We start from the raw sequence: 26,181 nt of genomic DNA, 5'->3' as shown, positions 1-26,181 counted from the left end.
TGCCAGCCCCTTTTCCCACAAGGATACCGGTTTGCGCGGGCTTGTCAGCGTCGCGACCGGATTTTGCGCGGAATAGCGCAATCTTTCGCAATTTCTGCGCCTGCTTTCGCGATCTGCCCATGGCGGCTCATGCCTGGCTGTGCAGTGCGCAATTTTATGCCGGCGCAGGACCGGGCTGCCTTCCCCGCAGGTGACGCTGCGCGCGCCTTCAGCCAGTGTGGGTCTGTCTCGCGCGTGATTCCAGAGCCCAATCGATGCATCCTGCCGCCTTCCTCGCTGCCGCGCTCGCGTGGCTCGGCCGTCACGGCACGCAAGGCTTCGCGCTCTCGATCTTCCTCGGTCTGGCGCTGCCGCAATTCTCGGCGATGGCGCGGCCGGCGCTGCCGATCACGATCTTCTGCTTCACCACGGTCGTGTTCATGCGCCTCGACATGCGCGTGACGCTCGGGTTGCTCCGGCGCCCGGCCAAGCTCGCAGTGAGCTGCCTCTGGCTCATCGCCGGCCCGGTGCTGCTGATCGGTGGGGCGCTCCTGCTGGTCGGGCGCGAGAACCTCGATCCGGGCATCGTGCTGGGTCTCGCGATCATGGGCGCGGCGCCGCCGATCATGTCCTCGCCTGCGGTCGCGATCCTCTACGGCTTCGAGCCCTCGCTGATTATTGCCAGCGTCATCCTGACCACGATCGTCAGCCCGATCGTCGCGCCGATCATGGTCGAACTGCTCGCCGGGGGTGCAGTCCCTCTCGATCGCTGGGCGCTGACGCTGCGCCTGCTGATCTTCATCGGCGGCGGCATGGCGGTGGCGAGCGCGATCCGGATGTGGCTTGGCCTCGCGCGCGTCAAGGCGATGAAGGCCAATCTCGATGGCTTCGGCGTGCTGATGTATTTCATCTTCGCCATCGCCGCGATGGACGGCGTGACGAAAGCCGCGCTCGACGATCCCAGGCTCGTACTGTTCGTGCTGGGTTGCGTCTTCGCGGTTTCGGCCGCCGGCCTGATCTCGAGCTGGATTATTCTGCGGCTGCTGCCGGCTTCCGAGCGCTTCATGATCGGCTACGGCGCCGGGCAGCGGAACATGGGCCTGCTGGTCGCCGCGCTGGGGGCGGGCGTTTCGCCGAAGACCTTCCTCTACTTTGCCCTGGCGCAGTTCCCGATCTACCTGCTGCCCTGGCTACTCGGCGGCATCGCGGCCCGCATCCGGCGCCGGGAGGCTGCTGACGGGCGCTGACGCGGGGGCTTGCGAGGCTTTCCCCGTCGCAGGAGAGCCGCGCCATGATCACCCTCTATTCCGGGCCGTTGAGCCTATTCTCACGCAAGGTCGAGATCGCGCTGACCGAGAAGGGGCTGGCTTTCCAGCGTATCGTGGTGCCGTTCAACCAGACGACGGGCTACGATCCCCGGCATCCCGAGGTCTTGGCGCTCAACCCGAAGCGACAAGTGCCGGTGCTGACCGATTGCGGGCTCGTTCTCTACGATTCCACCGTGATCAACGAATATCTCGACGAGGCTTATCCCGAGCCGAAGCTGATGCCGGATTCACCCGTCGAGCGGGCGCGCTGCCGGCTCGACGAGCTCTATGGCGACGAGATCCTGTTCCAGGCCCTGAAGCCGCTGATGCACCGCACGGAGCCGCCCTCGCCGGATCGCGACCGCCGCATCGCGCAGGAGGCCGACGCCCTGATCGCCGAGGAGGGGCTTTTACGCCATTACGACGTGCTGGAGCAGAAGCTGGCGGGTCGTCCGTTCTTCGGTGGCCGGCTTTCGGTGGCGGATATCGCGCTGTTCATGAGCATGCTCTTCATCCGCCGGCTCGGAGGACCGTCGCTCGACGGCTATCCGGGGCTGGCGGAGTGGTATGCGCGGCTGAAGCTGCGTCCGGCCTTCGCGCAGGTGGTGGCGGAAATGGCGGAAGCCGACCGCAGGCTGTCCTTTCCGGTGAAACTGCGCTCCGCCTGATTGCGGCTGGCGGCGTGGGGCGCTAAACCCCCGGCCATGACCAGCCCTATCCGCATCGCCCCGTCGATCCTCTCGGCCGATTTCGCCAAGCTCGGCGAGGAGGTGCGCGCGGTTGATGCCGCCGGTGCCGACTGGATTCATTGCGACGTGATGGACGGGCATTTCGTGCCGAACATCACCTTCGGGCCGGATGTGCTGAAGGCGATCCGCCCGCACAGCAAGAAGTTCTTCGACGTGCATCTGATGATCGCGCCCGTCGATCCCTACATCGAAGCCTTCGCCAAGGCCGGCGCCGACCTGATCTCGTTCCATGTCGAGGCGGGTCCGCATCCGCACCGCACGATCCAGGCGATCAAGGCGCAAGGGAAACAAGCCGGCATCGTGCTCAATCCCGGTACGCCGGCGAGCGCTGCCGAAGCGCTGATTCAGGATGTCGACCTCATCCTGCTGATGACCGTCAATCCCGGCTTCGGCGGGCAGAGCTTCATCCATTCGGTGGTCGAGAAGGTCGCGCAGGTGAAGGCGCTGATCGGCGACCGGCCGATCGCGCTGGAGATCGATGGCGGCATGACGCCCGAGACAGCGCCGCTGGTCGTGAAGGCCGGCGCCAACGCGCTAGTCGCCGGTTCGGCTGTGTTCAAGGGCGGGCCTTCGGCCTATGCCGGCAATATCGAAGCGATCCGCAAGGCGGCTGAAGCCGCGCGCGGGGAATGGGTGTAGTTTCTAACGCGCCGTCATCCCGGACGACCGCAGGGAGACCCGGGATCCATTCCGGAACGGTTCAGGCATGGATCCCGGGTCTGCGCTTCGCTCCGCCCGGGATGACGTTGAGAATGTAGTGAAAGGCTTGCGATGATCCCGCGCTATTCCCGCCCCGAGATGGTCGCCATCTGGGAGCCGCAGACCCGGTTCCGCATCTGGTTCGAGATCGAGGCGCATGCGACCGACAAGCTCGCCGAGCTCGGCGTCGTGCCGAAGGAGGCCGCCGCGACGATCTGGGCCAAGGCCAGGGACGCGGTCTTCGACGTCGCCCGCATCGACGAGATCGAGCGCGTCACCAAGCATGACGTCATCGCCTTCCTGACGCATCTGGCCGAGATCGTCGGACCGGAGGCGCGCTTCGTCCACCAGGGCATGACCTCGTCGGACATTCTCGACACCACGCTCTCGGTCCAGCTCGCGCGCGCCACCGACATTCTGATCGCCGATGTCGATGCGCTGCTCGCGGCGATCAAGCGCCGTGCCTTCGAGCACAAGCTCACCCCGACCATCGGCCGCTCGCACGGCATCCATGCCGAGCCGGTGACTTTCGGGCTCAAGCTGGCGCAGGCCTATGCCGAGTTCGACCGCTGCCGCGCCCGCCTCGTCGCGGCCCGCGCGGAGATCGCAACCTGCGCGATCTCGGGCGCCGTCGGTACCTTCGCCAATATCGACCCGAGCGTGGAAGAATATGTCGCCGCCAAGATGGGGCTGACCGTCGAGCCGGTCTCGACCCAGGTGATCCCGCGCGACCGGCACGCGATGTATTTCGCGACGCTGGGCGTCGTCGCCTCCAGCGTGGAGCGGCTGGCGATCGAGATCCGGCATCTGCAGCGCACCGAGGTCTACGAAGCCGAAGAGTTTTTCTCGCCGGGCCAGAAGGGCTCCTCGGCGATGCCGCACAAGCGCAATCCGGTGCTCACCGAGAACCTGACCGGGCTTGCCCGCCTCGTGCGCGGCATGGTCACGCCGGCGCTGGAGAACGTCGCGCTCTGGCACGAGCGCGACATCTCGCATTCCTCGGTCGAGCGCATGATCGGCCCCGATGCCACCGTGACGCTCGATTTCGCGCTGGCGCGGCTCACGGGCGTCGTCGACAAGCTGCTGGTCTACCCGCAGAACATGCGCAAGAACCTCGACCGGCTCGGCGGGCTGCACAATTCGCAGCGCGTGCTGCTGGCCCTGACGCAGGCCGGCGCCAGCCGCGAGGAAAGCTACTCCCTGGTCCAGCGCAACGCGATGCGGACCTGGGAACATGGCGAGGACTTCCTGACCAACCTGATGGCCGACAAGGACGTCGCGGAAAAGCTCTCGGCCTCGGAGCTCAAGGCGATGTTCGACGAGGGCTATCACTTCAAGCATGTCGACACGATCTTCCGCCGGGTGTTCGGGGACGCTTGAACCGATTGGTCGGCCAACTTACTTTGGCTCGGTATTCAGTGTGTCATCCCGTGCGCGCCGCAGCGTGAAACGCTGCTGCGCAGACACGGGACCGTCTCACGAAGAAGCCGCCTTCCCGCCGCGCGGTCCCGCATCTGCGCCGCAGCACTGACGTGCTGCGGCGCAGATGCGGGATGACAGCCCATGATCCATCATGAAATCCTCCGACGTCGATATCCTCATCGTTCCCGGCTGGTCGGGCTCCGGGCCCGACCATTGGCAGAGCCGCTGGGAGACCCGCCTCAAGACCGCGCGCCGCGTCGAGCAGGCGGACTGGTACAAGCCCTCCCGCCATGTCTGGGCCGATGAGATCGTGAAGGCCGTGCGCAGCGCCACGCGCCCCGTGGTGCTGGTTGGACACTCGGCCGGTTGCAGCGCGATCGCATTCGCCGCCGAGCACCTGCATCCCGGCGAGGTCGCCGGCGCCTTCCTGGTCGCGCCGGCTTCCGAGCGGGCAAAGGGCGCGGTGCCCGGCATGGGACCGGATTTCATCCCGCATCGCCGCGAGAAGCTGCCATTCCCCTCGGTGCTGATCGCCAGCGCCAGCGATCCCTATTGCACGCCGGACGAGGCGAAGGCGCTCGCCGAAGCCTGGGGCTCTGAATTCGTCGATGCCGGCGATAGCGGCCATCTCAATACCGAATCCGGGCATGGTCCCTGGCCGGACGGACTTCTGCGTTTTGCGGGGTTTCTCAAGAGCTTGAGCGTGGTTCCGCAGAAAGTGAATCACTAGCCGGCCTGCGATTTGGCCGTCATCGCGGCTACCTGCCGGGACAACAGCCGGGGGCGGACCGATTTTCCCGCCATGGCGGGTTCGCCAACGAAAAGCCCGCCCCGGACGATCCGGGGCGGGCTCTTTCGTTCGGGAGGCCCGATCAGCCGCCGAGATCAATTCTCGACATAGGTGATCTTGCCGTCGGCCTGCTTCTTCCAGGTGTAGACGGTGTAGTCCGGACGGGTGATGTCGCCCTTCTTGTCGAAGCCGATATCGCCGATCACCGTCTTGACCGGCTGGCCGCCATGCAGCGCGGCGGCGATCTTCTTCGGATCGACCGAGTTCGCGCGCTTGGCGCCTTCCGCCATGATCTGGACCGCGGCGTAGCTGTAGAGCGTGTAGGCTTCCGGCTTGAAGTTCTTGGACGCGAACTTCTTGATGACAGCGGCAGCCTCCGGGCGCTTCTGCGGGTCCGGCGGGAAGGTCATCAGCGTGCCTTCGACGCCGGGGCCGCCGATCGTGGCGAACTCGTCGGTGGTGATGCCGTCGCCGGAGACGAGGATCGTCTTGAGGCCCTGGTCACGCATCTGGCGCACGATCAGGCCGCCTTCGGTGTGCAGGCCGCCCCAGTAGAGGTACTCGGCGCCGGAGGCCTTGATCTTCGAGACGAGGGCCGAGAAATCCTTCTCGCCGGCATTGATGCCTTCGTAGAGCACTTCCTTGACGCCGCCGGCGTTGAGGCCCTTCTTGGTCTCGTCGGCGAGGCCCTGGCCATAGGTCGTCTTGTCGTGGACGACGGCGATCTTCTTGTCCTTGAAGTTTTTCAGCAGATAGGCCGACGCAACGCCGCCCTGCTGGTCGTCACGACCGCAGACACGGAAGGTGTTCCACAGGCCGCGCTCGGTGATCTTCGGGTTGGTGGCCGAAGGCGAGATCATCAGGATGCCGTTCTCGGCATAGACTTCGGACGCCGGCATGGTGACGCCGGAGTTGAAGTGGCCGACCACCCATTTCACGCCGTCGCCGACGAACTTGTTGGCGACCGAGACGCCCTGCTTCGGATCGGAGACGTCGTCGCCGACGCTGACCGCGATCTTCTGGCCGAGGACGCCGCCGGCGGCGTTGATGTCCTCGGCGGCCTGCTCGGCGCCGTTCTTGAGCTGCGCGCCGAACGCGGCGTTCGGGCCGGTGATCGGACCGCCGACGCCGAGCTTGATCTGCGCATTGGCCATGCCGGAGAAGGCGAGGACCGCGCCGAGTGCAATGCCGCCCAACAGCAGTTTCTTCATGTGATGCAACTCCCCTGTATTGATTGATCAACGGGCTGGACGGGCCGCCCGTCTCGGCGCGTTCTGGCCATCGTGAGCCGCAGTCTTGCGCTTTTCCGATGGTCTGTCACGCGACAAGCTCGCAAAGTTCCTAGAGCAGTTCGGGCCGGATCACGGCGCCGGCGCGGGGCTTCCAGCCGAAGGGGCCGGCAGGCTCGAACAGCCAGTGATATTGCCGCGTCATCTGCTTGGCGCGGGTGTAACGCCAGCCGGCATAGCCGAAGGCGACAAGCACGATCGTGTCGACGACGTAGTAGTGGAGGGTCAGCAGCGTCGCCTCGAACAGCGCGAAATGGATGAAGCGCACGAACAGGCCGAGAACCAGCATGTAGACGATGAGCTGCCAGGTCGGCCGCCAGGTCAGCGCGATGGCGCGGCCGGCCATCCAGGCGAGCCAGCCGCCCATGACGACGGTCACCAGCAGGAAGAGCCAGATCGTCGGTTCTTCGTAGAGGATGCCCTGCATCTCGTGCTCCCGGCTTCAGGCGGCTTTGGAAGCGGCTGACATCACCACAGCGATGACATGGGTGGCGTGCGGCCGTCTCTCATCAAAAAGTTGCAGCGGAGGAGAGGTGGTCCTCCGCCGTCTCATGTCAGTGCCGGCCGCCTTCGAGATAGGCGGCGCGCACCTGCGGATTGGCGAGCAGTTCCTTGCCGGTGCCGCTCATCGTGACGACGCCGTTGACCATCACATAGCCGCGATGGGCGAGCTTCAGCGCGTGGAAGGCGTTCTGCTCGACCAGGAAGACGGTCAATCCTTGCGTCTTGTTGAGCTCGCGGATCGCCTCGAAGATCTGCTTCACGATCAGCGGCGCAAGACCGAGCGAGGGCTCGTCCAGCAGCAGGAGCTTGGGGCGCGCCATCAGGGCGCGCGCGATCGCGACCATCTGCTGTTCGCCGCCCGAGAGCGTGCCGCCGCGCTGCTGCAAGCGCTCCTTGATGCGCGGGAAGAGCACGCAGATCTTTTCGAGGTCCTCTTCGAAGTTCTCGAAATTGCGGACGGCGGCGCCCATCTGCAGGTTCTCGTACACCGTCATGCGCGGGAAGATGCGTCTTCCTTCTGGTGATTGAGCGATACCCAGGCGCGCGATCTCATGGCTCGGCATCCGTGTGATGTCACGGCCCTCATAGGTGACCGAGCCTTCGCGGGCCTGCGGATTGCCGAAGATCGTCATCATCAGCGTCGATTTGCCGGCGCCGTTGGCGCCGATCATGGTGACGATCTCGCCGGGATTGACGTCGATGTCGACACCCTTCAGCGCGATGATCTTGCCGTAATAGGTCTTGACGCCGCGGACGGCCAGAAGAGGCTGGGCTTGAGTCACGAGATGCCGACCTCCGCTTCGACCTCTTCGACCTCTTCGTCGTCGACGCCGAGATAGGCGGCGATGACCTTGGGGTCGGCTTGTACTTCGGCCGGCGTGCCGTCGGCGATCTTGGTGCCGTAGTCGAGGACCACGACGTGGTCCGAGATTTCCATGACGACCGACATGTCGTGCTCGATCAGCAGCAGCGCCGTGCCCAGGTCCTTGCGGATCGAGAGCAGGAGATTGTTGAGGTCGAGGCTTTCGCGCGGGTTGAGGCCCGCGGCAGGCTCGTCGAGGCAGAGCAGGACCGGGTCGGTGCACATGGCCCGCGCGATCTCCAGCCGGCGCTGGTCGCCATAGGGCAGATCGGCGGCGGGATCGTCGGCGCGATGGGTCAGGTTGATTTTGTCGAGCCAGAACTTGGCCTTCTCGATCGCCTGCTTCTCGCTGGCCTTGTAGTTGCCGATGCCGAGCACGCCGAGGAAGGTGAAGCCCGAGGCCAGCATCAGCGGGTTGTGCTGGGCGACGAGCAGGTTCTCCAGCACCGTCATGCCGCCGAACAGGCGGATGTTCTGGAAGGTGCGGGCGACCTTGGCCTTCCAGGAGATGCGGAAGTCCGGCATGCGCTCGAGCAGGTAGCTCGTGCCGTCGTCATGGTTGAGCGAGACCATGCCCTGCGTCGGCTTGTAGAAGCCGGTGATGCAGTTGAAGCAGGTGGTCTTGCCGGCGCCGTTGGGGCCGATCAGCGCGGTGATCTCGCCCTTATGGGCCTGGAAGGAGAGGGCGTTGACGGCGGTGAGGCCGCCGAAGCGCATGGTGACCTGCTCGATCTCGAGCAGGGCGCGGCCCTGCGGCGTCGTCCGGGGAGCGATCGGGCCCATCAGCCGTGTCCCTCCTGCACCATGTCGGCGGAGATCGCCTTCTTCTCCTTGAGGAAGGCGGTGGGCTCGCGGGTCGAGATCAGGCCGCGCGGCTTCCAGATCATGATCACCACCATGGCGAAGCCGAAGATCAGCATGCGGTACTTCGTCGGATCGAAGTCGTTGCCGAAAATCTGCTTCATCCATTCGAGCTCGCGCAGGAGCTCGGTGCCCCCGATCATCGCGATCGCCGCGATGGCGCAGCCCCAGAGCGAGCCCATGCCGCCGAGCACGACGATGGCGAGGATCACAGCCGATTCCATGAAGACGAAGGATTCAGGCGAGATGAAGCCCTGCCGCGCCGAGAAGAAGGCGCCGGCGAAGCCGCCGAACATGGCGCCGATCGAGAAGGCGGTGAGCTTGGTGTTGGTGGTGTTGATGCCGAGCGAGCGGCAGGCGATCTCATCCTCGCGCAGCGCCTCCCAGGCGCGCCCGACCGGCAGCCGCCGCAGGCGCAGCGTCACGAAGGCGGTCAGCAACGCCAGACACAGGATGAGATAGTAGAGGAAGATCGTTCGGTAGAGCGGCGTGAACTCCAGACCGAAAACGGCGGCGAACCCATCGTCCGCCGCCGTGAAGGGGATGCCGAAGAAGGTGGGGCGCGGAATGCCGGAAATGCCGGCATAGCCGTTCGAGAAGTCGGTCCAGTTGATCAGGACGAGGCGGATGATCTCGCCGAAGGCCAGCGTCACGATGGCGAGATAGTCGCCACGCAGGCGCAGCACCGGGAAGCCGAGCAGCATGCCCCAGAAGGCGGCGAGGATGCCGGCGAGCGGCAGCAGGAGCCAGAAGGACAGGCCGAAATTCTTGGCCAGCAGCGCGTAGGAATAGGCGCCGACTGCGTAGAAGGCGACATAGCCGAGATCGAGCAGCCCGGCGAGGCCGACGACGATGTTCAGGCCCCAGCCGAGCATGACGTAGATCAGGATCTGGACGCCGAAATTGTCGATCCATTTCAGCGCGCCGCCCCAGCCGGCGAGCCCGATCGCGATCGCCGGGAAGGTGGCGAGGAAGCCGAGCCCGAACAGCGAGAAGACGCGGGAATGGCGCTGGAAGAAAGCGATGGTGCCGTGCGGCAGGAGGCGCACCGCGGCCTTGCCTTCCTGCCGGCCCTGCTTGCGCAGCGCGACCAGGAAGCGGCCGATGAAGACGATGCCCACCGCCCAGGCGACGGCGTCCCAGCGCGGATCCAGAACCAGGACGTTGTCCATGTTCTGGCGCGTGCCCCAGGCGATGATCGGGATGCAGAGGCCGAGCGTCACGAAGGCGGCAAAGCCCGCCTCCTTGAAGGCCGCCTTCAGGTCGCGGCCGGGAGCGGCCGGGTTTGCGGTCGGATTGTTCGCCATGGTCTCAGACCTTCTCGACTTCCGGGCGACCGAGCAGGCCGGAGGGCATGAAGACCAGCACGATCGCCAGGATGGCGAAGGCGGCGACGTCTTTGTAGTCGATGGTGAAATAGGCCGACCACATCACCTCGATCAGGCCGATCAGCAATCCGCCGATCACCGCGCCGGGCAGGGAGCCGATGCCGCCGAGCACCGCTGCCGTGAAGGCCTTCACGCCGGGCACGAAGCCGTCGGCGAAGTTCACGACGCCGTAGAGCACGAGGTACATGACACCGGCCACCGCTGCGAGCGCCGCGCCCATGACGAAGGTGATCGAGATCGTGCGGTCGACGTCGATGCCGAGCAGCGCTGCCATCTTGCGATCCTGCTCGCAGGCGCGCTGGGCCCGGCCGAGCGGCGTCTTCTGCACGATGTACCAGAAGGCCGCGAGCAGCACCGCCGTCGTCAGGATGATGACGATCTGCTTGTACGAGATCTGGACCGAATAGGTCGTGCTCTCGATCAGCGTGATCGACTTGTTGAGCAGCGGCGGGATCGATTTGTTGCGCGGGCCCTGCACGACCTGCACGAAGTTCATCAGGAAGATCGACATGCCGATCGCCGAGATCAGCGGCGCCAGGCGGAAGGAGCCGCGCAAGGGCCGGTAGGCCACCCGCTCGATCGTCCAGTTCCACAGCGAGGTGACGAACATCGCCAGGCCGAGCACCACGACCAGCGCCAGCATCACCATGCCGGCGCCGGTGCCGACCACCGCCGTGATCAGCATGAAGAAGATCAGCGCGATGAAGGCGGAGAGCATGAAAATGTCGCCATGGGCGAAGTTCACCATGCCGATGATGCCGAAGACCATCGTATACCCGATGGCGATGAGACCGTAGATCGATCCCAGTGTCAGCCCGTTGATGAGCTGCTGCAGGAAGACTTCCATTGAAAAACGCCGACCCCTCGAACCAGCTCCCGTTCTCGTCACCGGCATGACGCCGGCGCATGCGGGATGCGATTGCCGTGCAGAGCTACCAACGGCTCGTGCCGGGGACAATCGCTCCGCGCCAAATTTCTGTCAAAAGCAATTACGAACGACGTGCCCTGAAAATGTGCAGAATACTCTGCGGAGAAGCGGCTGTTATGCGCATGATGATTGCGTTGCAGGCTGTGAAAACTCGGCCGGGCAGCACTTTCTGCCGCTGCGGTGATGGCCGGGCGTCATACGTCCGGGGGCAGATCATCCAAAAGACGAATACGAAAAGCCGATCGCTGGATTGGAAAAATGCATGGAATTGCGCCGCGCGCCGCGAGCCCCAGTGGTGCGTGAGGTCGTCATGCGATGGCCATCACGGCACCGAGAGTTCCTTGAGGGCGCCGGGCTGCTTCACCTCGATCTCGACGAAGGCGATCGGATGATCCGAGCCGTTCATGACGTCATGGCGGATGCCGGCCGGGCGCATATAAGCCTGTCCCTGTGCCAGCGGCACGTCGGAGACATCCGTTCCGTTATGGATACGCAGCGTTCCGGCGGTCAGCATGATGACGAAATAGGGCCAGCCATGTTCGTGCCAGCCGGTCACGGCGCCGGCCTCGAAATCCCAGCGGGTGATCCTGATCGTCTCGTCGTCCTGCTGGACGGTCGGCGTGGCGGGAATCGTGCAGGTAAAGGCCATCGGGGTCTCCATGGACGGAACGCCGACATGCCACGTTCCCGATCCGGCTCCGGCCCGGCCGCTGGCAGCCGACATCGCCCCAGCCTGATGGATCGCCATCGCGATATCAAGTTGCAGCGGTGCGGCCGGTTGTGGCGCCCGGCCCGTTAACGGAAGGGTGCTATATCCGGTGGCGTGCTGGAGCGAGGCCGGCTTCGCCCCTGGGTGGCGCCGGCGGTCTCAAGTCTCTACATGGACTGCTGTTCCGCCCGATACCCGGGACATCGAACCGATCGAGCCGATGACGAAGACCGTTCACCCCCTGCCGCCTCTGGACCATCCGGACGCCCATGCGTTCCGCGATGCCATGGCGCGAGTCGCGAGCGCCGTGCATGTCGTGACCACCGACGGGCCAGGCGGGCGCATCGGGCTGACGGCGACGGCCGTTGCCTCCGTCTCCGATTCGCCGCCGACGGTGCTGGTCTGCATCGCCCGCGGCAGCCGCACGCTGGCGGCGATCGAGGCGAGCGGGGTGTTCTGCGTCAACACGTTGCCGGAAAAGCTCGTCGATCTCGCGGAAATCTTCGCCAGCCGGCGCGGCATCGAGGGCGAGGCACGCTTCGACACGGCCCGCTGGGGCCGGCTCGTCACCGGGGCGCCTGTCCTGCTCGACGCGATCTCTGCCTTCGACTGCCGGCTGGTCGCGACGCATGACGCCGCCAGCCATCGCATCGTGATCGGTGAGGTCGCCGGCCTGGGTGGGGCCGGGCACGGGGCGGGGCTGATCTATCGCCACCGCCGCTTCAGCGCGGTGTAGCGGCGCTGCCCGAGCTTCACCCTTGTCATTCCGGGGCTTCGCACAGCGAAGAACCCGGAACCCACGACCGGGTGAGCCATTCGCAACCGAATACTTCGCGCCCCACCCGGTCGTGGGTTCCGGGTTCGCACCTTCGGCGCGCCCCGGAATGACAAAGGGGCGCCTCAGAGTGATCCCGCCATCATTCACATCGTCCAAGCCGCCGTGATCAGACCCGCTGCCGAGATCGTGATCTCGCGATCGGCGAGCCCCTTCTGATCGGCGGCCGGCAGGCGGAAGGCCGGCGGCGCCGGCCAGCCCATCTCGCGGGCGACGACGAGGCCGAGCAGGAGGATGGCGTCCGGCGCATCCATCAGCAGGGCGGCCGGCGCCTTGCCGGCATGGACCAGTTCCAGCAGCACGGCCGAGGCCGAGGACGAGCCGATCGTGCCCGGCAGGGCGAGGACGCGGCCGGCGACGGTCTGCCCGCGCTCGGGATGGCGGGCATCGATGATCGCGCCGCTCGTGGGATCGACGCCACCCCAGAAGCTGATCGGGGCGGTCAGGGCGAGGCAGATGCCGGTGACGGCGTCACCGGGCAGGAGGATCTCCGCTTTCAGCGCCATGCGCGGGCTTCCCTGACGAGCCGGCCGGCGACCGCGCTCTCGACGCATTCGAAAAGCGAGCCATAGGTCACGGCGTAGCCGGTATTGCCCGGCGCGTAATGGGCGAACTTGCCGGAATTGGTCATCAGAACGGCGCCATCCAGTTCCGGCAGGATCGGGGTGACGACGACGCAGGTATCGACGACGAAGATCACGCCGGCCGCTTCGAGCGTTGCGCGCCGGCCCTGTGCTTCGAGCGGGCCGAGGACGTGCCGGCCGGTATTGGCGTAGAGCGGCACGCTCAGCCTGCGTCCGGCCATGAGGCGTTCGAGCACGTCGATCTCGGCGAGCGACAGATGCGGCGAGCCGATGGCGATCGCATCGATGCGCTCCGTCGGCCCGGCTGTCGAGAGGCGGGCGAGGGCGGTCGCGATGTCGGCAGGCGTCAGCACGATCGTCTCGCACGGAGCGATGCCGCCCAGCGCGGTTGGGGCGTCCGGAGCCTCGGGCGTGACACCCGCGACATGGAACAATCCGACGCCGCCCGCCGAGGCGGCGGCGGCGCCGAGCGCCTTGAGGCGGTCCTCGGTGGTGCAGCCTTGCAGGCCGTCGATCACGGCGACGTCGCTGCCGGCGCAGCGGCCGAGAATGGTGCCGAGCACGGGATAGAACACGTCCGATGAACGCAATTCGCGGGAAAGGCCGCCGACATCGATCAGCAGGGTTGCGACCCGGTTCTCCGGGCGGTGCAGGCCGTAATCCGGGGCCCGGCCGCTGATCGCGCAGGCGATGTCGAGGAAGTCGCCATAGCGGTTGGTCCGGGCGCCCAGCACCGAATTGCAGAACACGACCGCGTTGGATTCGCCCCAGGCGACGTCGCTGCCCTGCGCCGGGCGGTGGCCGGCCTGATAGGGCGCGCAGGTCCAGCTCGGCTCGCAGCCCATCGCCTCATAGGCCCGCATCATCCGCCGGGCCATGTCCCGCTCATGCGGCGGCAAACGGATCGCGGCGCAGCCCGCGGGGGCGAGCGAGCCGACATTCAGGCTGGCGCGCACGCCGACGCGGGCACCGCCTGAAACCAGTTTCTCCGCGAAAAGCGTGCCGGAATCGCCATGGTAGAGCGCCCCGTCGATATGGGCGGAGGCGATCGGGATCAGGCGCGGCGCGCCCATCAGGCGGGCGGCTTCGGCGACGATCCGCATCGCCATGGCTGCGCCTTCACCAGCAGAGCCGCCGGCGATCGTCCGTTCGTCTTGGGTGAGTTCCAGCATCGGTCCTCCCGGAAGGGCGCATGTTCCATGCCGGGCGCCTCTTGTGCAGGCGGGGGCTTTGCGACCATGGATAGGGAACTGGATAACCTTCGAACCGCGCCGGCTGCAATCGCCCGCGCCGCGGTCGTGCTGCTCGGGAGATGCGCCATGGCGATGACGATGAACGGCGAGGCGACATTGCCGGCCGCCAAGGACGTGGTCTGGGCCAAGCTGAACGATCCCGAGGTGCTGAAGGCCTGCATCCCCGGCTGCGAGCAGCTCACCATGGACGACGCCACCCATCTCTCGGCCATCGTGAAGGTCAAGCTCGGGCCGGTGAAGGCGACCTTCAAGGGCAAGGTCGAGCTCAGCGAGCTCGATCCGCCGAACGGCTATCGCATCTCCGGTGAGGGCGAGGGCGGCATCGCCGGCTTCGCCAAGGGCGGCGCGCGGGTCCATCTGAGCGACGCGGAAGGCGGCCAGACCCTCTTGCGCTACGAGGTCGAGGCGCAGGTCGGCGGTAAGCTGATGCAGCTCGGCTCGCGTCTGATCGATTCGGTTTCGAAGAAGCTTGCCGACGAGTTCTTCGCCAATTTCGCCAAGGCGGTCAGCGAAGGCTGAGCAACCTCAGGACGCTTCGCGCAGCGTGGCGAGCGCCTGGGTGACGGCGGCCTCGGCCGCCCCGACCTGAAGGGCGATATTGGCCGCGGCGGCGTTGGCCTGCTCCAACGCCGTCTGCGTCATGTCGAGGCTGCCATTGACGGCATTGGCGCTTTCGATCGCTTCGTCCGAGCTATCAGCAACCAGCGCGGCGTCATGCGCGATCGTGGCGGTGACCTTGCTCTGCTGGGTGACGGCTTCCGAGATCGCCTCGGAATCGAGGCGGATGGCATCGACGGTTGCGGCGATGGCGGCGGCGTGCGTGCCGCAGGCCTCGGCGCTCGCCGCGAGTTCGGCGATCTGGCCGGCGATGTCCTGTGTCGCGCTCGCGGTCTGGGTCGCCAGCGACTTCACCTCGGCGGCGACGACGGCGAAGCCGCGCCCCGCCTCACCGGCGCGGGCGGCCTCGATCGTGGCGTTGAGCGCCAGCAGATTGGTCTGCGCGGCGATGTCGGCGATCATCCCGACGACCTTGCCGATATTGCCGGTGGCCTCCCGCAGCCGAACGACGGCCTCGTTCATCTGGCCGGCATCAAGCACGGCCTGATGGGTGATCGACAGGCTTTGCCGGGCGCGCTGGCCGATATCGGCGATATTGGCCGACATCTCCTCGGTCGCGGCGGCGGTCTGCAGCGATTTCTCGCGCACGACCACCGAAGCGCTGGCCACTTTCCCGACGGTGTCCTTGATGAAGCTGGTGGTCTGCCCGGTCTGGTCGGCGGTCGCCACGAATTGCTCGACGGCGTCGCTGATGGTGTGGTCGAGATGGCCGATCCGGGTCCTGAGCTTGACCGCCGCCTCGTCGAGGGTGGAGGTGCGCCGGCGGGCATCAGCTTCCTCGATCTGCTGATTGATCGTGATCGCCGTATTGATATCCATCACCAAGAGGTTCTCGATGATCTCCATGTCGCTTGCGAAACGGCTGGGCGACAGCAGGGTGGTCAGGCGCGGCTTCGTTGCGATCGCCCGAAAAAGAGCGCCAGCAATCGATACGCGCGATCGGGTGCCGACCTTGATCGCGCGCTCCAGCGTGCACACGCGCTCCATCGACTTGTAGTAACGGTCGTCGAAATCGCCTTCAAAGATCAGCCGGAAATGCTGCTCCGTGTCTTCGTAGATGCTCTCGGTCAACGGGCTGATGTTGTCTTTCAGACCGGGATGGATCTGACGGCCGTAAGCGAAGGCATTGGCGACGATCTGTTTGATGACGAGATCGACATGCTTGCGATAACCGCGCAACGCGGCGCGCTTCTGCTCACCGTAGCTCGTCGAGCGCAGGCGTCGCTCGACCTGTTCGGAAATCGACGTCAAGAACGGCTCCCGTGCAGCCGGCAAACAGCGCTCCGCCGCGACATCACCGTGAACGGGCTCGGTTAAAATTTCGGCAATGCGAGGGCAGCCGCGCGGTTTTGCAAATTTTTGGCCACGCTCCAGCCAAACGTGACGAAACGCCCGCAAAACGGTGCAAATTAGCCTAGCTTGTCTTGGTGCCTCCGGCTTGACCCCGGAAAAACGCGGGTCCACATTCATTTTTGAGCTGTTCCAAGGAAAGCCTGCCTGATGAGGCTGGCCGCTCCTTAGGCTTCAGCACGGTCCAGTCCCGGGGAGGGGATGGGCCGGCGTCGGAGACGGGTCACAGGAGATATGCTCATGGCCACTGTTTCGCTGACGGTGAACGGCAAAGCCGTCACCGCCAACATCGACCCGCGCACCCTTCTGGTGCAGTTCCTGCGAGAGAACCTGCGGCTGACCGGAACCCATGTCGGCTGCGACACCAGCCAATGCGGCGCCTGCCTCGTGCATCTCGATGGCAAGGCGGTGAAATCCTGCACCACGCTCGCCGTTTCCGTGGACGGCGCGTCGGTGACGACGATCGAGGGGCTCGCCAACGGCGACACGCTGCATCCGATGCAGGAAGCCTTCCGCGAGCATCACGGCCTGCAATGCGGCTTCTGCACGCCGGGCATGATCATGTCCGCCGTCGACATGGTGAACCGCCGCGGCCACGACCTCGACGAGAAGACGATCCGCGAGGACCTCGACGGCAATATCTGTCGCTGCACCGGCTACCACAACATCGTCAAGGCGATCGCCGCCGGGGCGGAGGCCATGGGCAAGGGCGCTGTGCCGGCTCGCCAGGCCGCCGAATGAGGCGCTCGCCCGCGCCAATCGGTGCGGGCTTTTCATCCTTCATGCGTTCCATGCAGTGAGGCGTCCGCGAGAGGCGCCGTGCGAGGAGGGAACACCATGTCCGCCACCGGAATCGGCGCCGCAGTCCGCCGCAAGGAAGATCACCGTTTCATCACCGGCCAGGGGCGCTATACCGACGATGTCAACCGGCCTGGCCAGGCCCATGCTTATTTCCTGCGCTCGCCGCATGCGCATGCCACGATCAGGTCGATCGACACCAAGGCGGCCGTCGGCATGCCGGGCGTGCTCGGCATCTTCACCGGCGACGATCTCGCCACCGACAAGATCGGCGGTTTGATCTGCGGCTGGATGATCCACAACAAGGACGGCTCGCCGATGCGCGCCGGCCCGCATCCGGCGCTGGCCCAGGGCAAGGTTCGCTATGTCGGCGACCATGTCGCCGTGGTGGTGGCGGAGACGCTGGCGCAGGCTCGCGATGCGGCCGAGGCGATCGCGGTGGATTATCAGGAGCTGCCGGCGGCGGTCGACACGGCCAAGGCGATCGGTGCCAAGACCGTGGTCCATGACGAGGCGCCGGACAACAGCGTGTTCAACTGGCATCTCGGCGACAAGGACGCGACCGAGAAGGCCTTCAAGGCGGCCAGGCACGTCACCAAGATCGATCTCGTCAACAACCGGCTCGTGCCGAACGCGATGGAGCCGCGCGCGGCCGTCGGCGATTACGATGCGGGTGACGGCATCTTCACGCTCTATACCACCAGCCAGAATCCGCATGTGGCGCGGCTCGTGCTCTCCGCCTTCATCGGCATCGCGCCGGAGAACAAGCTGCGCGTGATCGCGCCGGATGTCGGCGGCGGCTTCGGTTCAAAGATCTTCATCTATGCCGAGGAGACGGTCTGCGTCTGGGCGGCGAAGAAGGTCGGGCGGCCGGTGAAATGGACCGCCGACCGGACGGAGGCCTTCCTCTCCGACGCGCACGGCCGCGACCATGTCACCCATGCGGAACTCGCGACCGACGCCGAGGGCAAGATCCTCGGCATGAAGGTGCACACCACCGCCAATCTCGGCGCCTATCTCTCGACCTTCTCCTCCTCGGTGCCGACCTATCTCTACGCGCCGCTGCTGTCGGGCCAGTACGATATCCCGGCGATCTATTGCGAGGTCGATGCGGTCTACACCAATACCGCGCCGGTCGATGCCTATCGCGGTGCCGGACGGCCCGAGGCGACCTTCGTGGTCGAGCGCCTGATCGAGATCACCGCCCGCCAGCTCGGCAAGGACCCGGCCAAGTTCCGGATGCAGAACTACATCAAGAAGTTCCCGCACCAGACGCCGGTCATCATGATGTACGACACCGGCAATTACGGCGCCTCGATGAAGAAGGCGCTGGAGATGATCGACTACAAGGGGCTGGGCAAGCGCAAGCGCGACTCGGCGCGGGCCGGCAAGCTGCGTGGCATCGGCTTCTCCTCCTATATCGAAGCTTGCGGCATCGCGCCTTCGGCCGCGGTGGGATCGCTCGGCGCCGGCGTCGGCTTGTGGGAATCGGCCGAGGTCCGGGTCAATCCGGTCGGCACGGTCGAGGTGCTCACGGGTTCGCATAGCCACGGCCAGGGCCATGAGACGACCTTTGCCCAGCTCGTCAGCGACCGGCTCGGCATCCCCATCGACAATGTCTCGATCATCCATGGCGATACCGACAAGGTGCAGATGGGCATGGGCACCTATGGCTCGCGCTCCGGCGCGGTCGGCATGTCCGCGATCTTCAAGGCGCTCGACAAGGTGATCGCCAAGGGCAAGAAGGTCGCCGCCCATGTGCTGGAGGCCGACGAGGCCGATATCGACTTCGCGGACGGGCATTTCTCGGTGAAGGGCACCGACCGCAAGCTCGATTTCGGCTCCTGCGCCCTGCAGGCCTATGTCGCGCACAAGTTCAACGGGCAGGAGCTGGAGCCGGGGCTGAAGGAAGGGGCGTTCTACGACCCGACCAATTTCACCTTCCCGGCCGGCGTCCATATCTGCGAGGTCGAGATCGATCCCGATACTGGCGTGACCAGGATCGAGCGCTGGGCTGCGGTCGACGATTTCGGCAATGTCATCAACCCGATGATCGTCGAGGGACAGGTCCATGGCGGCATCGCCCAGGGGGTCGGACAGGCGCTGCTGGAAGGCGCCCGCTACAATGCCGACGGCCAGCTCGTGACCGCGAGCTTCATGGATTACACCATGCCGCGCGCCGACGACCTGCCGTCCTTCGATGTGGGCATGACCGTGACGCCGTGCCCGTCGAACCCGCTCGGCATCAAGGGTTGCGGCGAGGCAGGAGCCATCGCCTCGCCGCCCGCCGTCATCAACGCCATCACCGACGCGCTCGGCCATGAGGACATCGCGATGCCGGCGACGCCGCAGGCGGTGTGGCGCGCGGCACAGAAGTCGATCAGCCGCCAGGCGGCCGAGTGAGCTGAAAGGACAAGTCGATGTACGCTTTCACCTATCACAAGCCCACCAGCGCCCGGCAGGCGGCGACGCTGCTCGCCAAGAAGGAGGACGCCAAGCTTCTGGCCGGCGGCCATACCCTGTTGCCGACGATGAAGCAGCGGCTGGCCTCGCCGACCGCGCTGGTCGATCTTGGCGCCTGCCCCGATCTCAAGGGCGTCAGCCGCAAGGGCCGCAACCTTGTCATCGGCGCGATGACGACCCATGCCGAGGTCGCCGCTTCCGCCGAAGTGCAGGAAGCAATCCCCGCGCTCGCCTTCCTCGCCGGCAGCATCGGCGATCCGCATGTGCGCCATCGCGGCACGATCGGCGGCTCGGTCGCCAATAACGATCCGGCCGCGGATTATCCGGCGGCCCTGCTGGCACTCGGCGCCACGGTCGTCACCAACAAGCGCAAGCTGACGGTGGAAGAGTTCTTCACCGGGCTCTACGAGACCGCGCTGGACGAGGGCGAGATCATCACCAAGGTCTCGTTCCCGCTGGTCTCGAAGGCGGGCTATGCCAAGTTCCGCAACCCGGCCTCGCGCTATGCGATGGTCGGTGTCTTCGTCGCCAAGCGCGGCAGCGATATCCGGGTCACGGTGACCGGCGCGGGCGAGGGCGGTGTCTTCCGCTGGCCGGAAGCGGAGGCCGCGCTGAAGGCGCGCTTCGCGCCGAAATCGCTGGACGGGCTGAAGCACACGGCCAAGGGCATCAATGGCGATATCCATGCCGATGCCGAGTACCGCGCCCATCTGATCGGCGTGATGGCCAGGCAGGCCGTGGCGCAGGCGACGGGGAAGTAGGCGAGGCGCTTTGACTTCGCGTACGTCATGGCCGGGCTTGACCCGGCCATCTCGTTCAGGACCTTACTTGCCTTCGATCAAGAGATGCCCGGGACATGCCCGGGCATGACGCGGGTTGTCATGTCTTCTCCTCTGCCTTCCTCCATCGATGCCACGCTCGCACTCCTGCAGGGCCAAGGCTATGTTGCCGACCGTGCGCTCGCGACGGTGCTGTTCCTGGCGCTTCGGATGAAGCGGCCGCTGCTGCTGGAGGGGGAGGCTGGCACCGGCAAGACCGAGATCGCCAAGGTTCTGGCGGCAGGGCTCGGCCGCCGGCTGATCCGTTTGCAGTGCTATGAGGGGCTCGACCTCGCCTCCGCCGTCTACGAATGGAACTATGCCGGGCAGATGATGGCGATCCGGCTGGCGGAGGCTGGCGGCGCGGCCGGTGATCGCGAGCGGCTGGAAGGCGACATCTTTTCCGAGAAATATCTGGTGAAGCGGCCTCTCCTGCAGGCGCTGGAGCCGCAGGAGGGCGGAGCGCCGATCCTGCTGATCGACGAGCTCGACCGCACCGACGAAGCGTTTGAGGCCTTCCTGCTCGAGGTGCTGGCCGATGCACAGGTGACGATCCCCGAGCTCGGCACGATCCGGGCGGCCGAGCCGCCGATCGTGATCCTGACCTCGAACCGCACCCGCGAGATCCATGACGCGCTGAAGCGCCGCTGCCTCTATCACTGGGTCGGCTATCCCGATGCGGTGCGCGAGCTGGCGATCCTCAAGGCGAAGGTGCCGGATGCCCCGGCCAAGCTCTCGAAGCAGCTCGTCGCCTTCGTGCAGGCGATCCGCAAGGAGGAGTTGTTCAAGGCGCCCGGCGTCGCCGAGACGCTGGACTGGGCGACGGCCCTGGTCGAACTCGATGCCGTCGCGCTCGATCCGGCCATCGTTTCGGATACGCTGGGGGCGTTGCTGAAGTATCAGGACGATATCCAGGCGATGCAGGGCTCGCAGGTGAAGGAGCTTCTGGATCGGGCCAGGGCGGAGGCGGGGCGCTAGTTTCCTGCGCCGCGAAGCGAGAGGGTGCTGCCATGAACGCCGATATCAAGGCCGTCGAGGCGACGGTCCGGACCTATCTCGACGGGCTCTACGAGGGCGATGCCGGGAAGCTCGCCCATGTCTTCCATCCGACCAGCGCGTTGACCACGGCCCGCGACGACGGCGCGATCCAGATCGTTGAGCGCGACGCCTGGCTGGAGGCGGTGCGCAACCGGCCGGCACCGCAGGCGGCGGGTATGCAGCGCGACGACCATATCCTGACTATCGATCTCGTCGGGCCGACGCTGGCGCTGGTCAAGGTGAAGTGCCAGATGCCGCCACGCTATTTCACCGACCTGCTCTCGCTCCTGAAGATCGAGAGCCGCTGGCAGATCGTCCAGAAGGTGTTCATGACGGAGACGCGGGGCGCGTGAGCGGCAAGCTCGCCGAGAACGTCGCCTATTTCGCTCGCGCCTTGCGCGCGGCGGGGCTTCCGGTCGGGCCGGGCGCCGTGGTCGAGGCGATCGCGGCTCTGGAAGGCGGCGCGCTCGGCGGGCGCGACGACGTCTATTGGGCGCTGCACGCGATCTTCGTGAAGAAGCATGAGGATAGCCCGGTCTACGATCAGGCCTTCCGGCTGTTCTGGCGCCGGCGCAACCTGATCGAGAAGATCATGGCGCAGATGTCGCCGGTCTCGCCCCGCGCCGACAGCCAGCCGGAGAAGGCTGAGGCCGGGGCGCTGCGCGTGGCGGAAGCTTTCGCGCCGCCGCCGCGCGAGGACGAGCCGCCCAAGGAGCTGACCGAACTGACGGCGCGGCTGACCGTCTCCGATCGCGAGATGCTGAAATCGCGCGATTTCGCCCAGATGAGCGCGGCCGAGATCGCCCGCGCCAAGCAGTTGATCGCCGAGCTGAGATTGCCCGACGACAGCATCGTGACGCGCCGCTTCCGGCCGGCGCATCGCGGCACGCGTATCGATCCACGCCGGACGTTTCGCCAGTCGCTACGCGGTGGCGGAGCATCGATCGATCTCGCCTTCCGCGAACCGCGCGAGGTGCACCCGCCGATCGTGGCACTGGTCGATATCTCCGGCTCGATGGCCGAATATTCGCGCATCTTCCTGCATTTCCTGCATGCGCTGACCGAGAAGCGCCGGCGCGTGCATTCCTTCGTCTTCGGCACGCGCCTGACCAATGTCACGCGGATGCTGCGGGCGCGCGATCCCGACGACGCGCTGGCGCTCGCCGGCAAGGCTGCGCCGGACTGGGAGGGCGGCACGCGGATCGCGACGGCCCTGCACGATTTCAACCGCATCTGGTCGCGGCGTGTTTTGGCGGGCGGGGCGATCGTGCTGCTCTTCACCGACGGGCTGGAGCGGCATCTCGACGACAGCCTCGGCTTCGAGATGGACCGGTTGCACCGTTCCTGCCGACAACTCGTCTGGCTCAATCCGCTCCTGCGCTATGACGCCTTTGCGGCACGGGCGAGCGGCATCCGGGCGATGCTGCCCCATGTCGACTCGTTCCGGCCGATCCACAATCTCGCGGCGATGGCCGATCTCTGCGCCGCGCTTTCGCTGGATGCAGGGCGGGAGAGCGATCCGCGCCTGTGGTTGAAGAAAGCCGGTTGAGGCATGATGTCTGGTGCCAGATTCAGGCGTAAGGTGACATCATGATCAGCACCGAAACCGACATCCTGCGCGCGGCCGAGGATTGGGCGCGCGGCGGCCGCGGTGTCGCCATTGCGACCGTGGTCGAGACCTGGGGCTCGGCGCCGCGCCCCGTCGGCTCGCATCTCGTCATCGACCGTGACGGGAATTTCCTCGGCTCGGTCTCGGGCGGCTGCGTCGAGGGCGCCGTGGTGGCGGAGGCCGCCGACGTCATCGCCGACGGCAAGGCGCGCATGCTGGAATTCGGCGTCGCCGACGAGGCCGCCTGGCAGGTGGGCTTGTCCTGCGGCGGGCGCATCAAGGTCTATGTCGAGAAGGTGAACTGAGATGGCCTCCTGGGAAACTCTTGTCGCCTTCGCGACGGTGACGATTCTCGTCGCCTATTTTCCGGGGCCGGCGCTGCTCTACACCGCCGCCCAGACGATCAGCCACGGCCGCAGGGCCGGGCTGATGGCGATGCTCGGCATCCATCTCGGCTGCTACTTGCATGTCTTCGCCGCTGCCTTCGGGCTTTCCGCGGTGTTCAAGCATGTGCCGGAACTCTACATGGCCGTGAAGATCGCGGGTGCGCTCTACCTGATCTGGATCGGCATCGGCATGATCCGCTCGCGCATGGGCTCACCCGATCAGCCGGTCGCGCCGCCGAAGACGGTGAAGCGGGCGCTGCTCGATTCCTTCATCGTCGAGATCCTGAACCCGAAGGTCGCGCTGTTCTTCATCGCGCTCTTGCCGCAGTTCGTCGATCCCGCTGCGTCGCTCCCGGTCTGGGCGCAGTTCCTGATCCTTGGCACGATCGTGAATTTCGCCTTCTCCTCGGCCGATCTCGTCACCGTCTTTGGGGCTTCGCTCGTCGTCGGCGCGATGAAGAAGACCAAGGCGAGCTTCGCCTTCGGGCGCTGGATCGGCGGTTCGCTGATGATCGCGCTCGGCCTGAAGCTCGCGACGGACAGGGGCTGAGCGGTGGAGCTTTCGACCCTCGCCGCGCTCAACGAAGAGCGGCAGGCGCGCCGCGCCGCCGTATTGGTGAGCAATCTCGCCACGGGCACGCAGAGGCTGGTGAAGCAGGCCGCGATCGCCGGCGATCCGCTGGCCGAGCTGCTGGAGCGGCAACTGCGCTCCGGCAAGAGCGGCATGATCGAGGCGGAGGGGATCTCCTATTTCCTGACCGTGCAGGCGCCGCACCCGCGGGTGGTCGTGACCGGCGCGGTCCATATCTCGCAGGCGATGGCGCCGATGGCCCGGGCGCTCGATCTCGATCTCGTGGTCATCGATCCGCGCACTGCCTTCGCCACGCCCGAGCGCTTTCCGGAAGTCACGCTGCTCGCCGAATGGCCGGAGGAGGCGCTTCCGCGGATCGGGTTCGATGCCTATACCGCCTTCGTCGCGCTGACCCATGATCCCAAGATCGACGATCCAGGCCTTGTCGCAGCTTTGCGGTCCGACTGCTTCTATGTCGGCGCGCTCGGCAGCCGGAAGACGCATGGCCGGCGGCTGGAGCGATTGACGGAAGCAGGCTTCGATACGACTGCCACGGACCGTATCCATGCGCCGATCGGGCTCGATATCGGCGCGGTTTCGCCAGCGGAGATCGCGCTCGCGATCCTGGCCGAGATCGTCGCGACGCTGCGCGGTCCGCGCCGCAAGCCGGCCTGAGGATCGCGCGATGAAATTCGGACCGGTCGCCATCGCGGATTCTGTCGGCTGCATCGCGGCGCATACGATCCGCGCCGACGGGACCATCGTGAAGAAGGGCGCGACCGTGACGGTTGAGCTGGCCGCGAAGCTCGCGGAGGCCGGCGTCGCCGAGATCGTCGCGGTTCGGCTGGAGCCGGGCGATATCGACGAGAATGCTGCGGCTGCCCGGCTGGCCGAGCGGATGGTCGGCGAGGCGATTGCGGCGGAGTTGCCCTTCACGGGGCGGGTCAACATGTTTGCGACCCAGGCGGGGGTGCTGCGCATCGATATCGCGGCGATCGATGCCTTCAACGGGGTCGACGAGGCGATCACGGTCGCGACCCTGCCGGCGCTGAAGGCAGTCGTGGCGGGAGAGCTCGTCGCGACCGTGAAGATCATTCCCTATGCGGTGCCGCAGGCGCTGGTGGAGCAGGCGCTCGATGCGCTCGGCAACACGCCGCCGGTCTCGGTCGCGGCCTACCGTCCGTCGAGCGTCGCGGTGATCTCGACCTTGCTGCCGGGGCTGAAGCCGAACGTCGTCGACAAGACCTTGCGCATCATGCGCGATCGGCTGGAGCCGGCCGAGGCGACGCTGGCCGCCGACCAGCGCGTGCCCCATGAGGCCGAGCCCCTGGCCGTGGCCATCGCCGAGCAAGCAGCGGGGGAGGCGGATATCATCGTCGTCTTCGGTGCCTCCGCCATCACCGACAGGCGCGACGTGATCCCGCAGGCGCTGGTGGAAGCCGGCGGCGAGGTCGAGCATCTTGGCATGCCGGTCGATCCCGGCAACCTGCTGATGCTCGGCCGCATCGCCGGCAAGCCGGTGATCGGAGCGCCCGGTTGCGCTCGCTCGCCGAAGGAGAACAGCTTCGACTGGGTGCTGCAGCGCTATCTCGCAGGCGTCCCCGTCGGGCGCAGCGACGTCCAGAAGATGGGGGTCGGTGGCCTGCTGATGGAGATCGTCTCGCGGCCGCAGCCGCGCGCTCCGGGGTCTCCCGAGCGTGGTCCGCTGGCGGGGATCGTGCTGGCGGCGGGGCAATCGACGCGGATGGGTGCGCAGAACAAGCTGCTGCAACCCCTGCGCGGCAAGCCGATCCTGCGCCATGCGGTGGAGGCGCAGGTCGAAGCGGGCTTAAGCCCGGTCATTGTCGTGACCGGCCATCAGCGCGCGGAGGTCGAGGCTGTTCTGTCGGACCTGCCGGTGCAGCTCGTGCATAATTCCGGCTATGTCTCCGGCCTCGCCAGCTCGCTCAAGGCAGGTGTTGCGGCATTGCCACCAGAGGTCCCGGCAGCGGTGATCTCGCTTGGCGACATGCCGAATGTCGCGCCGGCGGTGATCGAGCGCCTGGTCGAGGCGCATCGCGCACAGCCCGAGGCGCTTGCGGCCGTACCGACCCTGTTCGGCCAGCGTGGCAATCCGGTGCTGCTCGCACGCGCTATCTTTCCCGCGGTCTCGCTGCTGAGCGGTGATCGTGGCGCACGGCGGCTGCTCGACGAAGCCGGGGAGCGCGTCATCGACGTGGCCTTCGAGGACCCCGCCATCGCCATCGATGTCGATACGCCGGAGGCGTTGCGCGCGCTGCGGGGCTGATAGCAGCGCGCTGTGAGGGTTCGAAACCTTCATTACGAGATGTCGATGTTCAGTTTCTGCGGCTTTGCACCACGCCTTTGTCAT

General features: G+C 66.3%; 27 protein-coding genes. 17 read left to right on the top strand and 10 right to left on the bottom strand.

The annotated features are described in order from the left end of the window. Positions 1–254: 254 nt before the first annotated feature. The 5 genes from ACWIEX_RS14215 (at position 255) to ACWIEX_RS14195 (ending at position 4,886) form a co-directional block, all read left to right on the top strand. Positions 255–1,226: a hypothetical protein gene (locus ACWIEX_RS14215; RefSeq protein ID WP_454033686.1), complete on the top strand. Its 972-nt coding sequence runs from the start codon at positions 255–257 to the stop codon at positions 1,224–1,226. A gap of 44 nt (positions 1,227–1,270) precedes the next feature. Continuing rightward, positions 1,271–1,954, top strand: a complete 684-nt coding sequence (locus tag ACWIEX_RS14210; protein ID WP_454033685.1) for a glutathione S-transferase family protein — start codon at positions 1,271–1,273, stop codon at positions 1,952–1,954. 36 nt (positions 1,955–1,990) lie between these two features. Next, entirely contained in the window at positions 1,991–2,674 is a 684-nt protein-coding gene (gene rpe / locus ACWIEX_RS14205) for a ribulose-phosphate 3-epimerase (RefSeq protein WP_454033684.1), read from the top strand. Positions 2,675–2,806: 132 nt separating this feature from the next. After that, a complete protein-coding gene (gene purB, locus ACWIEX_RS14200) occupies positions 2,807–4,114 on the top strand; it encodes an adenylosuccinate lyase (protein WP_454033683.1) in 1,308 nt (435 codons plus the stop codon). A 193-nt stretch (positions 4,115–4,307) separates the two neighbouring features. Next, the gene (locus ACWIEX_RS14195; protein WP_454033682.1) at positions 4,308–4,886 is read left to right on the top strand and encodes an RBBP9/YdeN family alpha/beta hydrolase; all 579 of its coding nucleotides are present in this window, start codon (positions 4,308–4,310) and stop codon (positions 4,884–4,886) included. Positions 4,887–5,041: 155 nt separating this feature from the next. Here the strand turns inward: ACWIEX_RS14195 and ACWIEX_RS14190 are convergent, their stop codons facing one another. From ACWIEX_RS14190 to ACWIEX_RS14160, 7 genes are all read right to left on the bottom strand, one after another. Continuing rightward, positions 5,042–6,157 carry a branched-chain amino acid ABC transporter substrate-binding protein gene (locus ACWIEX_RS14190; protein ID WP_454033681.1) on the bottom strand — a complete coding sequence of 372 codons (1,116 nt, stop codon included), beginning with the start codon at positions 6,155–6,157 and terminating at the stop codon, positions 5,042–5,044. Between the two features lie 130 nt (positions 6,158–6,287). After that, positions 6,288–6,662 (bottom strand): DUF6867 family protein, encoded by a 375-nt coding sequence (locus ACWIEX_RS14185; RefSeq protein WP_454033680.1) that lies wholly within the window; start codon positions 6,660–6,662, stop codon positions 6,288–6,290. A gap of 127 nt (positions 6,663–6,789) precedes the next feature. Then, a complete protein-coding gene (locus tag ACWIEX_RS14180) occupies positions 6,790–7,521 on the bottom strand; it encodes an ABC transporter ATP-binding protein (protein ID WP_454033679.1) in 732 nt (243 codons plus the stop codon). Next, positions 7,518–8,384 (bottom strand): ABC transporter ATP-binding protein, encoded by an 867-nt coding sequence (locus tag ACWIEX_RS14175; protein WP_454033678.1) that lies wholly within the window; start codon positions 8,382–8,384, stop codon positions 7,518–7,520. The genes ACWIEX_RS14180 and ACWIEX_RS14175 overlap by 4 nt, the downstream gene beginning before the upstream one ends. Beyond that, entirely contained in the window at positions 8,384–9,769 is a 1,386-nt protein-coding gene (gene livM, locus ACWIEX_RS14170) for a high-affinity branched-chain amino acid ABC transporter permease LivM (protein ID WP_454033677.1), read from the bottom strand. The genes ACWIEX_RS14175 and livM overlap by 1 nt, the downstream gene beginning before the upstream one ends. A gap of 4 nt (positions 9,770–9,773) precedes the next feature. After that, positions 9,774–10,697 (bottom strand): ABC transporter permease subunit, encoded by a 924-nt coding sequence (locus ACWIEX_RS14165; protein ID WP_061966965.1) that lies wholly within the window; start codon positions 10,695–10,697, stop codon positions 9,774–9,776. Positions 10,698–11,100: 403 nt separating this feature from the next. After that, the gene (locus ACWIEX_RS14160) at positions 11,101–11,427 is read right to left on the bottom strand and encodes a cupin domain-containing protein (RefSeq protein ID WP_454033676.1); all 327 of its coding nucleotides are present in this window, start codon (positions 11,425–11,427) and stop codon (positions 11,101–11,103) included. A gap of 280 nt (positions 11,428–11,707) precedes the next feature. Here ACWIEX_RS14160 and ACWIEX_RS14155 point away from each other — a divergent pair, with 280 nt between their 5' ends. Further along, positions 11,708–12,223, top strand: coding sequence for a flavin reductase (locus ACWIEX_RS14155; protein ID WP_113587597.1), 516 nt, complete (start codon positions 11,708–11,710; stop codon positions 12,221–12,223). A 185-nt stretch (positions 12,224–12,408) separates the two neighbouring features. Here the strand turns inward: ACWIEX_RS14155 and ACWIEX_RS14150 are convergent, their stop codons facing one another. Together ACWIEX_RS14150 and ACWIEX_RS14145 are read right to left on the bottom strand one after the other, a co-directional pair. Further along, the gene (locus ACWIEX_RS14150; protein WP_454033675.1) at positions 12,409–12,828 is read right to left on the bottom strand and encodes an aconitase X swivel domain-containing protein; all 420 of its coding nucleotides are present in this window, start codon (positions 12,826–12,828) and stop codon (positions 12,409–12,411) included. After that, positions 12,819–14,078, bottom strand: coding sequence for an aconitase X (locus ACWIEX_RS14145; RefSeq protein WP_454033674.1), 1,260 nt, complete (start codon positions 14,076–14,078; stop codon positions 12,819–12,821). Before ACWIEX_RS14145 ends, ACWIEX_RS14150 begins: the two co-directional genes overlap by 10 nt. Positions 14,079–14,225: 147 nt before the next feature. Between ACWIEX_RS14145 and ACWIEX_RS14140 the strand changes: the two genes are divergently transcribed. After that, positions 14,226–14,678, top strand: coding sequence for a CoxG family protein (locus ACWIEX_RS14140; RefSeq protein WP_091856569.1), 453 nt, complete (start codon positions 14,226–14,228; stop codon positions 14,676–14,678). A 6-nt stretch (positions 14,679–14,684) separates the two neighbouring features. On the opposite strand, the gene ACWIEX_RS14135 is transcribed toward ACWIEX_RS14140, so the two are convergent. Then, entirely contained in the window at positions 14,685–16,028 is a 1,344-nt protein-coding gene (locus tag ACWIEX_RS14135) for a methyl-accepting chemotaxis protein (RefSeq protein ID WP_454033673.1), read from the bottom strand. 339 nt (positions 16,029–16,367) lie between these two features. Between ACWIEX_RS14135 and ACWIEX_RS14130 the strand changes: the two genes are divergently transcribed. The 10 genes from ACWIEX_RS14130 (at position 16,368) to ACWIEX_RS14085 (ending at position 26,097) form a co-directional block, all read left to right on the top strand. Continuing rightward, positions 16,368–16,868, top strand: coding sequence for a (2Fe-2S)-binding protein (locus ACWIEX_RS14130; RefSeq protein WP_454033672.1), 501 nt, complete (start codon positions 16,368–16,370; stop codon positions 16,866–16,868). Between the two features lie 96 nt (positions 16,869–16,964). Beyond that, positions 16,965–19,328, top strand: coding sequence for a xanthine dehydrogenase family protein molybdopterin-binding subunit (locus ACWIEX_RS14125; protein WP_454033671.1), 2,364 nt, complete (start codon positions 16,965–16,967; stop codon positions 19,326–19,328). Positions 19,329–19,345: 17 nt separating this feature from the next. Continuing rightward, on the top strand, positions 19,346–20,149 hold the full coding sequence (locus ACWIEX_RS14120) for an FAD binding domain-containing protein (protein WP_454033670.1): 804 nt from the start codon (positions 19,346–19,348) through the stop codon (positions 20,147–20,149). Between the two features lie 120 nt (positions 20,150–20,269). Next, complete coding sequence (locus ACWIEX_RS14115) at positions 20,270–21,184, top strand: AAA family ATPase (RefSeq protein WP_454033669.1); 915 nt, start codon at positions 20,270–20,272, stop codon at positions 21,182–21,184. Between the two features lie 32 nt (positions 21,185–21,216). Continuing rightward, positions 21,217–21,597: a nuclear transport factor 2 family protein gene (locus ACWIEX_RS14110; protein WP_454033668.1), complete on the top strand. Its 381-nt coding sequence runs from the start codon at positions 21,217–21,219 to the stop codon at positions 21,595–21,597. After that, positions 21,594–22,793, top strand: coding sequence for a vWA domain-containing protein (locus ACWIEX_RS14105; protein WP_454033667.1), 1,200 nt, complete (start codon positions 21,594–21,596; stop codon positions 22,791–22,793). The genes ACWIEX_RS14110 and ACWIEX_RS14105 overlap by 4 nt, the downstream gene beginning before the upstream one ends. Before the next feature lie 41 nt (positions 22,794–22,834). Continuing rightward, a complete protein-coding gene (locus ACWIEX_RS14100) occupies positions 22,835–23,158 on the top strand; it encodes an XdhC family protein (protein WP_454033666.1) in 324 nt (107 codons plus the stop codon). A 1-nt stretch (position 23,159) separates the two neighbouring features. Beyond that, complete coding sequence (locus ACWIEX_RS14095) at positions 23,160–23,789, top strand: LysE family translocator (RefSeq protein ID WP_454033665.1); 630 nt, start codon at positions 23,160–23,162, stop codon at positions 23,787–23,789. Between the two features lie 3 nt (positions 23,790–23,792). Next, entirely contained in the window at positions 23,793–24,485 is a 693-nt protein-coding gene (locus tag ACWIEX_RS14090; protein WP_454033664.1) for an XdhC family protein, read from the top strand. 10 nt (positions 24,486–24,495) lie between these two features. Beyond that, the gene (locus tag ACWIEX_RS14085) at positions 24,496–26,097 is read left to right on the top strand and encodes an NTP transferase domain-containing protein (RefSeq protein ID WP_454033663.1); all 1,602 of its coding nucleotides are present in this window, start codon (positions 24,496–24,498) and stop codon (positions 26,095–26,097) included. Positions 26,098–26,181 lie beyond the last annotated feature (84 nt).

The sequence above is a fragment of the Allobosea sp. NPDC055353 genome, from assembly GCF_053644975.1.
This window is presented reverse-complemented; position numbering and strand designations above follow the sequence as displayed.

Bases quoted from the DNA above. Each gene is read 5' to 3' on its own strand.
- ACWIEX_RS14155 (WP_113587597.1), top strand. From the start codon at position 11,708: ATGACGAAGACCGTTCACCCCCTGCCGCCTCTGGACCATCCGGACGCC.
- ACWIEX_RS14165 (WP_061966965.1), bottom strand. From the start codon at position 10,697: ATGGAAGTCTTCCTGCAGCAGCTCATCAACGGGCTGACACTGGGATCG.
- ACWIEX_RS14160 (WP_454033676.1), bottom strand. From the start codon at position 11,427: ATGGCCTTTACCTGCACGATTCCCGCCACGCCGACCGTCCAGCAGGAC.
- ACWIEX_RS14215 (WP_454033686.1), top strand. From the start codon at position 255: ATGCATCCTGCCGCCTTCCTCGCTGCCGCGCTCGCGTGGCTCGGCCGT.
- ACWIEX_RS14195 (WP_454033682.1), top strand. From the start codon at position 4,308: ATGAAATCCTCCGACGTCGATATCCTCATCGTTCCCGGCTGGTCGGGC.
- ACWIEX_RS14110 (WP_454033668.1), top strand. From the start codon at position 21,217: ATGAACGCCGATATCAAGGCCGTCGAGGCGACGGTCCGGACCTATCTC.
- ACWIEX_RS14145 (WP_454033674.1), bottom strand. From the start codon at position 14,078: ATGCTGGAACTCACCCAAGACGAACGGACGATCGCCGGCGGCTCTGCT.
- livM (WP_454033677.1), bottom strand. From the start codon at position 9,769: ATGGCGAACAATCCGACCGCAAACCCGGCCGCTCCCGGCCGCGACCTG.
- ACWIEX_RS14085 (WP_454033663.1), top strand. From the start codon at position 24,496: ATGAAATTCGGACCGGTCGCCATCGCGGATTCTGTCGGCTGCATCGCG.
- ACWIEX_RS14120 (WP_454033670.1), top strand. From the start codon at position 19,346: ATGTACGCTTTCACCTATCACAAGCCCACCAGCGCCCGGCAGGCGGCG.
- ACWIEX_RS14140 (WP_091856569.1), top strand. From the start codon at position 14,226: ATGGCGATGACGATGAACGGCGAGGCGACATTGCCGGCCGCCAAGGAC.
- ACWIEX_RS14150 (WP_454033675.1), bottom strand. From the start codon at position 12,828: ATGGCGCTGAAAGCGGAGATCCTCCTGCCCGGTGACGCCGTCACCGGC.
- ACWIEX_RS14095 (WP_454033665.1), top strand. From the start codon at position 23,160: ATGGCCTCCTGGGAAACTCTTGTCGCCTTCGCGACGGTGACGATTCTC.
- ACWIEX_RS14125 (WP_454033671.1), top strand. From the start codon at position 16,965: ATGTCCGCCACCGGAATCGGCGCCGCAGTCCGCCGCAAGGAAGATCAC.
- ACWIEX_RS14185 (WP_454033680.1), bottom strand. From the start codon at position 6,662: ATGCAGGGCATCCTCTACGAAGAACCGACGATCTGGCTCTTCCTGCTG.
- ACWIEX_RS14190 (WP_454033681.1), bottom strand. From the start codon at position 6,157: ATGAAGAAACTGCTGTTGGGCGGCATTGCACTCGGCGCGGTCCTCGCC.
- rpe (WP_454033684.1), top strand. From the start codon at position 1,991: ATGACCAGCCCTATCCGCATCGCCCCGTCGATCCTCTCGGCCGATTTC.
- ACWIEX_RS14100 (WP_454033666.1), top strand. From the start codon at position 22,835: ATGATCAGCACCGAAACCGACATCCTGCGCGCGGCCGAGGATTGGGCG.
- ACWIEX_RS14115 (WP_454033669.1), top strand. From the start codon at position 20,270: ATGTCTTCTCCTCTGCCTTCCTCCATCGATGCCACGCTCGCACTCCTG.
- ACWIEX_RS14175 (WP_454033678.1), bottom strand. From the start codon at position 8,384: ATGGGCCCGATCGCTCCCCGGACGACGCCGCAGGGCCGCGCCCTGCTC.
- ACWIEX_RS14130 (WP_454033672.1), top strand. From the start codon at position 16,368: ATGGCCACTGTTTCGCTGACGGTGAACGGCAAAGCCGTCACCGCCAAC.
- ACWIEX_RS14210 (WP_454033685.1), top strand. From the start codon at position 1,271: ATGATCACCCTCTATTCCGGGCCGTTGAGCCTATTCTCACGCAAGGTC.
- purB (WP_454033683.1), top strand. From the start codon at position 2,807: ATGATCCCGCGCTATTCCCGCCCCGAGATGGTCGCCATCTGGGAGCCG.